Here is a 12,720-nt window from a genome sequence, read left to right as displayed (position 1 = left end):
TGCAGTTTCTTGCCGGATGAAATCCGTCATCCCGTCACCGTTGAAGTCCCCAGCAATCAGGTCGGTTAAGTCACCCCGGAATATCTCGGAATCGCTCTCTCCAGACAGAGCAGCTAAGTTCCCTGCAATAACAAACCCGGTCGTCTCATCGCCAGCCCGAAGGATATCATCACCTGCGCCACCGATCAGAACATCGCTGTTGTCTCCACCATCAATAATGTCATTTCCATCACCACCGACGATGTAGTCCCCGCCTGCGCCACCAGTAAGTGAATCGTTGCCGTCGCCACCATGAATGTCGACACCGGTATCGCGTTCGGCAGCGGAGATTATGTTGTCGCGATCGTCACCTTGCGCCCCTTGGAAATCAGACGGCGACAAGTCAAAGTCAGCCGATACTTGCCCGTCCAGCTTTGTGTACACACGCACATCACCATTCTCGAAATCTATAGTAAGGTCTTCGTCCGTTTCAACGATACGCGCCCCTTGAGCGTCGTAAGCAAGTGCCACATCACCGACACCCCCGTCGACCACCTGTGCGTTGCGGGTATAGGAGGCAGTCCCTAGCAGCTTACTGCCGAAAATCTCAACATCATTGCGGTTGTCGTCGTATGCTGTTCCGTCGTCGTAGGTCAGATTAATCTGAGAGAAGCCAAGCTGGGCAAGTGATTTTAGCTCGTTTTCATCTGTGATGCCATTTGAGTTTGCATCCTGCCAGACGCGCAACTCGTTCCAAATGGTATCTTGGTCTGAGATAATGCCGTCGTTGTTTCCACCAAGATCTGCGATGACGTCAAACATCGCCAACGCTTGCAGGTCCGTAATACCTTGAGAGTCAAACCATTCGGTCAAAACTAGCTCTTGTGTTTGATCTATTTTGCCATCGCCTATGCCGCGCGATCCATCTGCATTCAGATCGATGACAAGGAACGCGTCGTCAGGGCTGGCCCAAGCGGTATTTTCGAGGAACCCATCGGCGTCCATATCGAAGGATACACCGCCTTCCACTTGGATTTCGATGCCGTCCCCATCCATATCGAGAATGATCGGTTTGCCGCTACCTTCGGTATCTTGATCCCGATCACCGTTTTTGTCTCTGAATCCAACGCCATCGTTCCGGTCCCGCCAATTTGGCACGCCATCGCCGTCACGATCTCCACCCCAATGCCCAATGTTGGAGTAATCTTCATCCCGCCAATCCGGTGTATCGTCATCATCCTTATCACCGGACCAATCGACGCGGTGTTCCGGCGCCTGGCCAGATTCATGGAAGTCCGGGGGCAGCCCCTCATCTTCATTCGCGAATGTGCCTTGCAATCCAAGTCTACCATCAAGGCCAATCAGATCAGCGAAACTGCGACCCGCCGCAGATAGTGACTCAAATAAACCGCCAGACGTCAAAGACTTTGTGGTGGTTCCATCCGGATTTTGCACCTCTTCGATTTGGCCATAGTGGTACGCTTGCGATGGAGTCCAATTGCCGACTATTTCGACCTCAGACCCATCTGAATCGTACAGGGTCTCAATTCTACCATCTCTATCCAGCGTATATGAATTGGGCGATGTATTATGAACGCGAAGCCCCCGTGCAACGTAGGTATGATGTTCTGCGACCTCGAAGTTATGTGTTTGCCACCGACTGTTCGGTGCACCATGTGTTAAGCTTTCAGGCAAGTTGATTTGGGTGCCGATAACAGGGGCAAATGCTGTGTAGCCAATATCATGCGCAGGGTTAATGCCGAAGGCTTTGACCGTCTCGTCCGGAACAAAGGAAGAATCTGGAATACTCTCAAATGCAACGGCGTTCTGTTGCCTACTAACCAAGGTCTTTTGCATAACTTCCCCCAATAAAGCGGTATCCGAGCCGCTTGATAAATTTATGTGTCCGTCCCAACTCAACGTCGGACGTGACATGAAATAAGACTTCTGCTGCCGATCTGGCCCGCGACCAGCTTGTGACGCCATTCAACAGGCCGATGGCCACCCGCCCACCTTTCAAAGAATGCCGGACGTCTTTCAGGACATTGAGGTTATGAATGGTCGTAACCAAAGTGCCCGCGCCGATGTGATACTCCCCGACCGAGCAAAAGACGAACCCAACGGGCCGGTCGGCATCCCAGCACACCATAACGGCATGCTGTTTCGGATCAGAAATCGCGCGTTCCGCGATGCTGCGCACCTTATCTGGCGCGAACTCAATATAGGAAAACCGACTCTCCGAATGTGATTGTTGTGCGAGATAAACGATGTCGTCCATCGCATCCGTCGATGCGAGGACCTCAAACCGAAGCCCACTGCGGGCTTTGGAGTTTGGCACCGTTTCAACTTTACCCATGAGATCGCCTTAGATAATCCCTAATGGGTTTGAACAGACGATGCCCCAATGGGCGCATCTGGACGGTCTGCAAAAGCGGGCGGGATGTTCGGGGATGTCGGTGTTGCTGCGCTAGCCCGTAGACCAATTGGAGTAGCCAAAAGTGTGCCAATGCTTTCCCACTCACCTGTAAGGTAAATCGCATCCAGCGCGACGTCGGAGCGATTGCGCGTACGTCCGCGCGCGAATATCCAAAAGCCTCCAGTAAATCGAAGGCAAAGCTATTACTGTTGTGACCAATCGGGTAATAGGTAATACCCTTTGCATTCACCGCCTCTATCACTGCCCGAGCGATGGCAAGATCTGTTTCAAGCGCATCAAGCGGCTTCGTTGCGATCGTATCCGTTGATCGGGTTCTCGCGTCGTTCCAGAAGGATTTGCCGTCAACTCCTTCGCGCCACTCATGGCCCTTGATGTCATCGCGCCAGGGCACGCCGATGTCCCGCTCTTTCTCAGTCGCTCTATCTGTCGCCATCCCATTGAATTCAAATATGCGTTTCCCAGTATCATTGTTCACGAATCTCACAGATAAATGAGCAGCAACGCCCAGGATGCCATGTTCGCCAATCTGAATGCTGTACGTACCAGAGCCAGACATCTACCGCTCCTTTATGATCTGTTGAAACAAATCGGCAGAACAGGGCTTGCAGTATTATCATCGCCATAAGACGCACGCAGTGCGCGCGCGATGGATTCTTCAAGTGACAATTCCGCTCTCTCTTCTTGATTGCGCCGGATCGGGTCGTCATGTGTCAGGCAGAGGCGAGTAGGTTCTTCAGAGACGGTGGTCCTAACGCTGAAGGGAAGATCATAGATTGGTGCGCCAGATCTGTGCTCGGTGGTGTAGCGCACTTCACATCGTCCAGATTCAAGAGGCTCCAAAAGGAAGACGTCCGTTGCCATGCCCGCAAGCGCGTCATTGACAATGCTTCGCTTCACTCCAGGACCAAGTATTGACATATATCTTGTCACCACTGGTTGGTATCTGTCTGCCGTACATTGCGGTGTGTCCGCAGATAAGACCGCGGTTTCAGAAATCCTTGTTACGTCGCAGCCAGACAAGGCACCACACAGGGCGATCGACAGGATTGGGCGGAAGATGCGTTTCATTTATGATCCCATTACGGGTTTTCTCGGTGTCATCGGTTTCAAAAAAAGGACCTCAATAAGCTTTATGGAGGAATACAGGTCGTAAATCTCGAATCCCCAATACATGAATAAGAAAATCGTGCGGGAGAAAGGTCAACCCAAGCAAAAACTATTGAAACATAGGCAAAGAATATGGGTGGAGGTATTAGGTCCTTTAGGCACCGGGGGCCAATGCTTTATTGATAAGGGCGATAATGCAGTTCATAATTGCCCTTTCTGCAGTTTCGGTCTTGTAGTAAGCAATTCTCGGTGATGTTTGTGAGCCATTGTCGGGCGAATCTGACGGAGTACCAAAAGCGTCAACCGGCCTGCTATGTTGCTGATCAAATTGGTTCACGAAGCTTGAAAGACGTGCTTTCTCTGCATGAATGCGATGACACGCGTTAAGTCATTAACGGCAACCCGTTCAACGGACCGCCATTGAGTGAACTTCCAAGCCGAGTGAAACTTCATTGAAGTGCGCTACTCCCTCAGAAACGTTGTCTCTCAAAGAATAGAGTTGCCGTACATCTCTACATCTAGAGGGGGTTTCTTTATTAAAACTTGACGGAAAGATATGGCATCTGTCTATTTGAGACACGACATTTAATCTCAAGTTGTAGGCGCAAGGATGACTGAGAAGTTGCCGGATTACCTGTCTCAAGGCGAAGCTGCTCGCTTATTTCCTGTTCTTTCAACGACTTCAAAGGAAGGCCGCACAACGTCCATCGTGTTGGCCTGTATGGTTCAGATTGAAGAACTTGGGTCGGCTTTGTTGCAATCAGTTGGCCGGAAGCGCGGAAAACGTGCCCAGCTTCATGCGTTCACCGAGGTTGTGTTCAAGAACCAGTCCAGGACAATAAAAGACCGACCAGACGGGCTGATAGTTCTGAAGGTTGGCTCCCGCGAGTGGAAGGCCCTCGTCGAAACCAAGGTTGGGAACAATACACTCGATGCTGAGCAAGTCGAAAGATACCGCGCTCTAGCAAAAGAGAACGGCGTCGACTGCGTCATCACGATATCCAACCAATTCGCCACCACGCCGACTGCTCACCCGGTGGAGGAAGTCAGGAAAAGCAGGTCGAAAATACCTGTGTATCACTGGTCATGGATGCATGTTGTCACAACTTCGGAATTGCTCATCAGCAATGAGCAAGTTGAGGACGATGACCAGCTATTATTGCTGAATGAGCTTCGGCGCTTCCTCAACCACGAGAGCGCAGGCGTGCAAGGCTTCCACAGGATGCCCAAAGAGTGGAGCGATCTCAACAAACTGGTGTCATCAGGCGGTATCATTCCAGCCCGGTCACCGGAAGCGCAGATCGTGATAGACGCTTGGCATCAGGAAACACGTGACCTGTCGCTGATCCTGAGCCGCCTTGTTGAAACATCCGTTAGTGAGAAATTATCGCGTAAGCACATCAATGATCCGGCACAGCGGAAAAAGGATGAGCTGCTGATGCTTCGTGAACAGCATCAACTGCAATGCATACTGGATGTCCCAGACACGGCCGCACCTATCGAAGTCACCGCAGATCTGAAGCGGCGGTGCGTCGACGTGGGTATGACCATTCGCGCGCCCGAAGATAAGAAGTCGACCAAAGCCAGGCTGAATTGGCTTCTTCGGCAGATCAGGGTCGATAACATGGATGGGCTGTACATACGATTGCTTTGGCCCGGTGCCAGCGAACCAACTCAATACCTTGTCTCGGACCTCCGGGAAAACATTGATATCTGTCAAGAAGGCAAAGACCACCTCGTTACGCACGGTTTCCACGTTTTCTTATCCAAGCGCCTTGGCGGGCGGTTCACACAACAGGCCAACTTCATATCAGACTTGGAAGAAGTCGTTCCTCTGTTTTACGGTGAAGTGGGCGCAAATCTGTCCGTCTGGAAGAAGGCTGCGCCCAGGATCAAACATGACAAACCGACTGCTGAAGATGTATCGATAGATGCTATCGCCGAAGACGCAGAGGACTTCGAAGGCTGACTCAACTTGCTACACAAACTCCTTTGATAGCGCATGAAGTTCTATGGGAAGTCGAGACATCACAGCGCAAACCCGACACTCAATCTACGGGCCGCGCTGGCTGGTATGCGGACAAATCGGTCGCTCGACTTGCAAAGCTCAACAACCGCTATTGGATGTACAACGGAAGTCGCCTAGCCACCTGATCTGACTCACCGATGACACGGTGGTGTACATCCAACCGGCATACCGTTGGTCTGTGGGTTGTTGGGGAGAGATGACATCTCCCCAATGAGGGATCAAATAGCGATATGTTTGGTGATCATGGAAGGGCTCAATGCCTGATGTGATTACTGGCTTAGGAGATAGAACGGGGGAGCGCAGTAGCCCCCTTCTTAAGAGGTGTGGCATTACCACACCTCTTGCAGTTACTCTGAAATCGCAAGGTGGCCGCAGGCTTGAAGGGGAAACAGGCCACATCTCTCAATCCGAATGATGGCCAAGCTTGTTACCGCCCCACCAGGGCTCTTACTACGGCATACCATTGATCCGCTGCGGTTTGCCTAAACCACTAGCATAGTAAATCTGTTCCTATTGCGTTTGAAGATTCAACTTCAGGTCAAGCGAAAAGGAAATCGTCAGCAGTTAGCGTGCCATCCGCTTGGATCACCAGCTTCTCATCGTCCAGCCACACGGTCGAAATCCCTTCGTCTGTAGTCATGTTGAGTGTACTCCAAGAAACTGCGAAGGCAGAGAGGTCTATCGTGTCTAACCCGACTTCAAAGTCGGCTACTACCCCCTCGCCGCCAAGGAATTCGAACGTATCCGCACCAACTCCACCACTTGCGGTAACGTTCCCATCTTCCATTACCAGGTGATCGTCTTCGGCACCGCCCGATAGCGTATCCGAGTTGATCAAATTGCCATACTGGTTTTCACCAGTAGATCCATCCAGCCAGACGATTTCATCGGCTCCGTCGCCGTTGAAATCACCAGCCTCCCACAGCGTTGCGGGTGTCGCGATAAAGTCCCTACTAAACTGATCGATAAGGAAATATGTGTTGCGATTCACATCTCCAAACACTGTCCAGTTTTCACCTGTTGTTTCTGCACCAAAAAAGAGATCATCTATGCCATCGCCATCAAAGTCGCCAGCCAGAAACACATTCATTCCTTCTAAGGCAGAGCCATTCGACGCAAGATAGTATTGCTCGAAACCCTTACTTCCGTCTGCGTAGACAACCCGAACTTGGCCGATGGACGACCAGAAGAAGGCAATGTCATCACGTCCATCGCCGTCAAAATCTCCACTCCTCACCTCAACGGACTCGCCATTGCCTTTTATGAATTCGCGTTCAATTGGGTCAAAATCATGCGCGAATGTTTTATCATGCTTACCGTAAAAGATGCGGTTCACACCTGAGCTTTCCCAGTGGAACATCAAGTCATCTAGGCCATCACCGTCGAAGTCGCCCGAAATCATGCTCGATTGCTTCTGATCAACGGCTGCGCGGTCAAGTAACTCAAACTCTTGGTCAATCGTTCCGTCATCTTCATTGAAGAAGAAGCGATTTTGACCCGAAACATGCCAAACAATTGCAAAATCATCCCGACCATCGCCATTGAAGTCGCCTGCGATGTAACGCTTTGGATCTTGATCGACTGATGCTCTGCTCAAAAGGTCAACATTCCTCGTTGCGCTTCCGTCCGCATGCCCCAGAAAGTGCCTATTCGCCCCGTCATCTCGCCAAAACACACTTCTGTCATCCACGCCATTGCCGTCGTAGTCACCGACGATCAAACGGTCTGGATTCTGGTCCACCCAGATTGCACCCATTCTGTCAATACCGGACAAGTCATCCGAGCCAGATGTCAGGTAATCATCTCCATCGCCACCGAAGAGATTGTCGTTTCCTTGTCCACCTAAAAGCGTGTCATTCCCATTCTCGCCAAAGATGTTGACACCGAACGTGCTTCCAACCGCAGAGATGACGTTGTCGCGATTATCGCCTTGAACCCCTTGGAAAGATGTCGTGGAAAGACTGAAGTCCGCCGACTGACGGTTTTCCAGCTTCGCGTAGACGTGTATTTCGCCGCTCTCAAAGTCGAAACGCAGTTCGTCATCGGTCTCTATCGTCCGCACGCCCTGCGCATCATAGGACAATGCCACGTCGCCAACGCCACCGGCGACAACTTCACCATTGCGCGTGTAGGATGCGGTGCCCAAGAGCTTGCTGCCGAATATTTCGACATCGTTGCGGTTATCGTCATAGGCGGTACCGTCATCATAGGTGAGGTTGATCTGTGAGAACCCAAGCTGGTCGAGCGTTTTCAGTTCGCCATCGTCAGCTAGCCCATTGGAGTCTGCGTCCTGCCAGACCCGTAGTTCATTCCAGATCGTATCCTGATCCGAAATGACGCCGTCATTATTGCCGCCGAGGTCTGCGACTACGTCAAACATAGCAAGGGCCTGAAGGTCTGTAATACCCTCAGAGTCAAACCATTCTGTCAGGACCAATTCCTGGGTCTGATCTATTTTACCGTCGCCTGAGCCACGAGATCCATCTGCATTGAGGTCGATGACGAGAAACGCGTCATCAGGCGTCACCCAAGCCGTGTTTTCTGCGAAGCCGTCCGCATCCATATCGAAGGAAACGTTGCCTTCGATCTGGATTTCGATGCCGTCGCCGTCCATGTCGAGAACAATAGGCTTCCCGCTACCATTGGTATCGCTATCCCGGTCACCATTTTTGTCCCTCCAACCGACGCCATCGTTGCGATCACGCCAGTTCGGAACACCATCGTTATCCCGGTCGCCACCCCAATTCCCAATGTTCGAATAATCTTCATCGCGCCAGTCTGGTGTGTCGTCATCATCTTTATCGCCAGACCAATCCACGCGGTGCTCTGGAGCATGACCCGATTCATGAAAGTCGGGCGGCAGGCCTTCATCCTCGTTTGCGAATGTGCCTTGCAGGCCGAAACGACCGTCTAGCCCGATAAGGTCCGCAAAGCTGCGACCTGTTGCGGATAATGATTCAAGCATACCGCCTGACGTCAAAACCTTGGAGACAGAGCCGTCAGGGTTTTGCCGCTCTGCAATCTGACCGTAATGATAGGCTTGGGAGGGCGTCCAGCTTCCCAAAACTTCAACCTCAGACCCATCAGTATCATACAGCGTTTCCAGTTCGCCATCTTCATCCAGCGTATATGAGTTGGGTGAGGTGTTGTGCACCCGAAGCCCTTGCGCCACGTACGTGTGGTGCATCGCCACTTCGAAGTTATGCGTCCGCCACTGACCACCAGAGGCGGTATCTGTCATGCCAGTTAGAGCGTCGAACTCATCGCCGATGGTTGGAATGATCGATGCCGAGTTGTTCTCGCGTATTGGCTGAATGCCAAAAGCCTTGATCGTCTCGCCTGGGACAAAGGACAAGTCAGTTGCGTCATGAAATGCGACAGCGCCTTGCGACTGGTTAACCAAGTTTCTTTGCATAACTTCCCCCAATGAAGCGGTATCCAAGCGGCTTGATAAATCTATGTGTCCGTCCCAACTCAACGTCGGACGTGACGTGAAACAAAACCTCGGCAGATGATCGGGCCCGCGACCAACTCAACACGCCGTTGAGTAGGCCAAGGGCGACTCACCATCGATGATCCACATATCATCGGAAAAGTCGCCAACCGTACCGCCATTGTGAAACGTATTTCCAGTCGCTTCATATGCACTTGGCTCTTCTCTAACATTACCAAGAATGGAGTCACGAATATCGCGTATTTCCTGGTCGGTGAGGAGATCAAGTCGCGCGCCGGGGGTTAGTCTGTCGGTAATTGCGCGCACATCCGCGCGTGAATATCCAAAAGCCTCCAGTAAATCGAAGGCAAAGTTGTTACTGTTGTAACCAATCGGGTTATAAGTAATACCCTTTGCATTCACCGCCTCTATCACTGCCCGAGCGATGGCAAGATCTGTTTCAAGCGCATCAAGCGGCTTCGTTGCGATCGTATCCGTTGATCGGGTTCTCGTGGAATTCCAGTATGAATCGCCGTCAACTCCTTCGACCCACTCATGACCAAGGATGTCATCGCGCCAGGGTACACCGAGCGAGTTTGTGTATTCGGTGCCTCTTTTTGTCGCCAACCCATTGAATTCGACTATGCGTTTGCCAGTATCATTGTTCACGAATCTCACAGATAAATGAGCAGCAGCGAGCAGGATGCCATGTTCGCCAATCTGAATGCTGTACGTACCAGAGCCCGCCATTTACCGTTCCTCTATGATCTATCGAAGCAGATTGGCGAAGCAGCGCTTGCACTGCCAACACCATCATTAGAAATTGAACTCAGGGCGAGTTCGCTAGGTTTGCGATCTGCTAGTCGCGAAGCCCAGCGCAACGGGTGAAAATACTCGACGCATATGCGATCCGGTTCCTCTAAAACAGCAAGTTCGACCGGGAAGGGGAAGTCAACAATAGGTACACCAGATATATGATCGACAATGTAAATCACCTCGCATTGTCCCGTTTCAATGGGCTCCAAAAGGGAGATGTCCGCAGCCATGTTTGTGAGTTCATCAATGACAATACTTCGCTTCACTCCAGGACCAAGCATTGACATGTATCTTGTCACAATTGGTTGGTATCTGTCGGCCGTACATTGCGATGTATCCGCGGACAAAACGGCGAATTCCGATATCTTTCTAACCGTGCAGCTCGATAAGGCACCACACAGGGCGATCAACAGGATCGGGCGGAAGATGCGTTTCATTCCATGATCCTATTGCAGAGTTTCTTGGGATCGTCGGCTTCCAAAAAAGACCTCAATAATCGTTTGCGGAGGAATTCGGGCGGTGAATCTCGAATCTTCCCTACATGAATAAGAAAATCGTGTGAGCGGAAGGTCAACCCTGGCAAGGGCTATTGAAGTATAGCCAAAGAGTATGAATGAAACCACCAGTCTCTTAATTGCTGGAAGTGCCGAGTTCAGATAATGGCGCTGTTGCAATTCATAGTCATTCCTTCGGCTATTTTCATCTTGCGGCGAGTCAAAGCTCCAATGGAGGTTTGTCGCGTCAAAAGACTTCGGACTTCCCGCCTCGGGCAATCAGTCTCTCCATTCAAATAATCCCCCCTCCAGAGGCGAAGGGGGGATGTGAGTGGTTGTGGGTGGATTAACGGAGATGTCCATCCAACGCCTCCTGAACTCAAATATAGTACTAGGTTACTGTATTGGGAAATGTCGAAGTGCTATATATAAATAGATATCAGCTATGAGGGATCGTGTCTTTCGCCAGAAAGACGATGGTTTTATGGATGCCGGACGTTGGCCCGGTGGGGCAGTTTCGGTTGATTTGCCAGGAGCGGGTTTCTGGCGCATCGCAAGCGCCAAGACTTGGAGTAAAAAAGAGACCCGGAACCTTCGCGCGAAAGCTGTGGAAGACGACCGCCTTGGGGCGTTTGCATCGGAAGATTCACCGTGAAGAACCTCATCAGCCAGTGTTGATAAAAGGAAAGTCCCACAGGCGCGTGCCTCATCATAGCTGATGTCTATTGATATATAGAATCTCAGTATTTTTGCATCGGGCAACCTGCCTCTAATGCTAGATGCCAGACGAAATGACCGGGTGCATTTGCGAGGAATGGAACAGCAAGACGCAAGCAACAAGACCTCAGAGCGTCGGCTGGGAAAACAGCATCAAATTTCTTCTCATCACCGGGCGTTCAGGATGCGCGCGAAATCAACGTCGACCGCTCACCAGTTTGAATTGGATGTCACAGCAGCGCAGTCGCAAACAATTCAGGCGTCGTGAGAAAGATACATGAACGCCACCTAACCCATCGTATTTCTGGAGAATGCTCAATGACTTATCATATCAAAACTGTTTTATTGGCCCTTGCAACCACCTTACCGACACATACGTTTGCTGATTGGAGTGGCGCATATGCCGGCTTTTCAATTGGCTACAACATTGCAAATGAGTTGTCGGTTGAAGAGGACGATGTTTCCGTGACTTTTGAGGCTGGTCCGAGCACTGCTCTTGGCGCGTTCGGTGGTTACGCTGTACAGAATGACGATTTCGTTTTTGGCGGCGAGGTTGCTCTTCTACGCGCGCCCAATGTCGAATTCGAGTTTGATGGAGATGAGTTCAGTGTAGACTATGACATCCTGGATCTGAAAGGTCGGGCCGGTTACGCAGTCAACAACATCTTGTTTTATGGTGTCGCAGGCTTTTCGCGCATCTCAGCAGACGACGATGCAGACGGGTTTAGCTTTGGAGTTGGTGCTGATTACGGCCTCGGAAACAACGTCGTCATCGGGGCAGAGTATCTCGCCCGGCGAGCCACATTTGAAGAAGATGAAGAGTTTGAAGAAGATGAAGATCTTGACGTCGCCATTGACACACTTTCTCTCAGGGCGGCGTTCAGATTCTGATCGAGAATTGGAAGTATCGCCGAGAAAGTCGTACCCCTTACGAAATGATTGATTGCGTCCTATGTAAGGCTCAACTGTCCGAAAACGAGAAGCCAGAGCACATTTTGCTTGATGCTCTTGGTGGTCGAAAAACGACACGTGATGTGCTGTGTTCTATCTGTAATAACAAGATGGGTGCAGGTCCTGACAAAGACTTAGCAGAGTCAGCCGGGTCAGCCAGTGACGAGAGTAGGGTTTCGTTCAAGAGTTCGTCCCGGAATCTGCCATTGAAACTTTCCACAAAGGCGTTTTGCATTGGCTTTCCCGGCGCGATGTAGTGCCAGTCGATCTGCGTTTCCTGGCACCACCTGAGGACCACCATGCTGATCAGTTCTGTGCTGTTGTCGCTGACAATTGTTCTGGGCCTCCCGCGCCATGATCGCCATCAGTTCACGTGAGACACGCAGCCCAGAGAGAGACGTATCCGCCACCAGCGCCAAGCATTCGCGACTAAAATCATCCACGATGGTCAAAACTCGAAACCGGCGTCCATCAGTGAAGGCGTCGGAGACGAAGTCCAGGCTCCAGCGTTCATCGGGGCGTTCCGGCAGCAGCATGGGCCTGGGCGTCCCAAGGCCCGTTTCCGGCCGCCGCGCTTACGGACTTGCAGCTTCTCTTCGCGGTAGAGCCACCTCAGCTTCTTCTGGTTTACCCGCCAGCCTTGCCTCTCAAGCATTTCATGCACCCGCCGATAGCCGAACCGGCGGCGCTCAGGGGCAAATCATGACGAGTCAGAACGGCAATGGAGCTCTGATTTGCGCCCCGATCTCTCGCGCCC

At 51.5% G+C, this 12,720-nt stretch carries 11 protein-coding genes and 1 pseudogene; 4 read left to right on the top strand and 8 right to left on the bottom strand.

Features of this window, described 5'->3' with window-relative positions; translation table 11 throughout:
* The 4 genes from SLH47_RS24455 to SLH47_RS24440 all read right to left on the bottom strand — a co-directional run.
* A partial coding sequence (locus tag SLH47_RS24455) for a calcium-binding protein (protein WP_320243534.1) occupies positions 1-1,836 on the bottom strand: 1,836 nt, incomplete at its 3' end.
* A complete protein-coding gene (locus tag SLH47_RS24450) occupies positions 1,817-2,335 on the bottom strand; it encodes a hypothetical protein (RefSeq protein WP_320243532.1) in 519 nt (172 codons plus the stop codon). The genes SLH47_RS24455 and SLH47_RS24450, both read right to left, overlap by 20 nt.
* A complete protein-coding gene (locus SLH47_RS24445) occupies positions 2,328-2,972 on the bottom strand; it encodes a hypothetical protein (RefSeq protein WP_320243530.1) in 645 nt (214 codons plus the stop codon). Before SLH47_RS24445 ends, SLH47_RS24450 begins: the two co-directional genes overlap by 8 nt.
* Before the next feature lie 11 nt (positions 2,973-2,983).
* The gene (locus tag SLH47_RS24440; RefSeq protein ID WP_320243529.1) at positions 2,984-3,484 is read right to left on the bottom strand and encodes a hypothetical protein; all 501 of its coding nucleotides are present in this window, start codon (positions 3,482-3,484) and stop codon (positions 2,984-2,986) included.
* 649 nt (positions 3,485-4,133) lie between these two features.
* On the opposite strand from SLH47_RS24440, the gene SLH47_RS24435 reads away from it, so the two are divergent.
* Complete coding sequence (locus SLH47_RS24435; protein ID WP_320243527.1) at positions 4,134-5,492, top strand: hypothetical protein; 1,359 nt, start codon at positions 4,134-4,136, stop codon at positions 5,490-5,492.
* 598 nt (positions 5,493-6,090) lie between these two features.
* On the opposite strand, the gene SLH47_RS24430 is transcribed toward SLH47_RS24435, so the two are convergent.
* The 3 genes from SLH47_RS24430 to SLH47_RS24420 all read right to left on the bottom strand — a co-directional run bounded on the left by SLH47_RS24430 (position 6,091) and on the right by SLH47_RS24420 (position 10,238).
* On the bottom strand, positions 6,091-8,955 hold the full coding sequence (locus SLH47_RS24430) for an FG-GAP-like repeat-containing protein (RefSeq protein ID WP_320243526.1): 2,865 nt from the start codon (positions 8,953-8,955) through the stop codon (positions 6,091-6,093).
* A 129-nt stretch (positions 8,956-9,084) separates the two neighbouring features.
* Positions 9,085-9,735: a hypothetical protein gene (locus tag SLH47_RS24425; protein WP_320243525.1), complete on the bottom strand. Its 651-nt coding sequence runs from the start codon at positions 9,733-9,735 to the stop codon at positions 9,085-9,087.
* Between the two features lie 11 nt (positions 9,736-9,746).
* Positions 9,747-10,238: a hypothetical protein gene (locus SLH47_RS24420; RefSeq protein WP_320243523.1), complete on the bottom strand. Its 492-nt coding sequence runs from the start codon at positions 10,236-10,238 to the stop codon at positions 9,747-9,749.
* 871 nt (positions 10,239-11,109) lie between these two features.
* Between SLH47_RS24420 and SLH47_RS24415 the strand changes: the two genes are divergently transcribed.
* Genes SLH47_RS24415 through SLH47_RS26455 form a run of 3 tightly spaced genes read left to right on the top strand, consistent with a single transcriptional unit; the run spans position 11,110 to position 12,220 of the window.
* Positions 11,110-11,280, top strand: coding sequence for a hypothetical protein (locus SLH47_RS24415; protein ID WP_320243521.1), 171 nt, complete (start codon positions 11,110-11,112; stop codon positions 11,278-11,280).
* Between the two features lie 50 nt (positions 11,281-11,330).
* Positions 11,331-11,903 carry an outer membrane protein gene (locus SLH47_RS24410; RefSeq protein ID WP_320243519.1) on the top strand — a complete coding sequence of 191 codons (573 nt, stop codon included), beginning with the start codon at positions 11,331-11,333 and terminating at the stop codon, positions 11,901-11,903.
* Positions 11,904-11,947: 44 nt separating this feature from the next.
* Positions 11,948-12,220, top strand: coding sequence for an HNH endonuclease (locus tag SLH47_RS26455; RefSeq protein ID WP_413785677.1), 273 nt, complete (start codon positions 11,948-11,950; stop codon positions 12,218-12,220).
* Here the strand turns inward: SLH47_RS26455 and SLH47_RS24405 are convergent.
* Positions 12,118-12,660: pseudogene (locus tag SLH47_RS24405) on the bottom strand (DDE-type integrase/transposase/recombinase); the annotation flags it as partial. The gene SLH47_RS26455 and the pseudogene SLH47_RS24405 sit on opposite strands and share 103 nt — an antisense overlap.
* Positions 12,661-12,720: the final 60 nt, after the last annotated feature.

The sequence above is a fragment of the Cognatiyoonia sp. IB215182 genome, from assembly GCF_033963905.1.
GTDB lineage: Bacteria > Pseudomonadota > Alphaproteobacteria > Rhodobacterales > Rhodobacteraceae > Yoonia.
This window is presented reverse-complemented; position numbering and strand designations above follow the sequence as displayed.

Excerpts from the sequence above, each read along its gene's own strand:
- SLH47_RS24440 (WP_320243529.1), bottom strand. The coding sequence starts at position 3,484 with ATGAAACGCATCTTCCGCCCAATCCTGTCGATCGCCCTGTGTGGTGCC.
- SLH47_RS24450 (WP_320243532.1), bottom strand. The coding sequence starts at position 2,335 with ATGGGTAAAGTTGAAACGGTGCCAAACTCCAAAGCCCGCAGTGGGCTT.
- SLH47_RS24425 (WP_320243525.1), bottom strand. The coding sequence starts at position 9,735 with ATGGCGGGCTCTGGTACGTACAGCATTCAGATTGGCGAACATGGCATC.
- SLH47_RS26455 (WP_413785677.1), top strand. The coding sequence starts at position 11,948 with ATGATTGATTGCGTCCTATGTAAGGCTCAACTGTCCGAAAACGAGAAG.
- SLH47_RS24415 (WP_320243521.1), top strand. The coding sequence starts at position 11,110 with ATGGAACAGCAAGACGCAAGCAACAAGACCTCAGAGCGTCGGCTGGGA.
- SLH47_RS24435 (WP_320243527.1), top strand. The coding sequence starts at position 4,134 with ATGACTGAGAAGTTGCCGGATTACCTGTCTCAAGGCGAAGCTGCTCGC.
- SLH47_RS24445 (WP_320243530.1), bottom strand. The coding sequence starts at position 2,972 with ATGTCTGGCTCTGGTACGTACAGCATTCAGATTGGCGAACATGGCATC.
- SLH47_RS24410 (WP_320243519.1), top strand. The coding sequence starts at position 11,331 with ATGACTTATCATATCAAAACTGTTTTATTGGCCCTTGCAACCACCTTA.
- SLH47_RS24420 (WP_320243523.1), bottom strand. The coding sequence starts at position 10,238 with ATGAAACGCATCTTCCGCCCGATCCTGTTGATCGCCCTGTGTGGTGCC.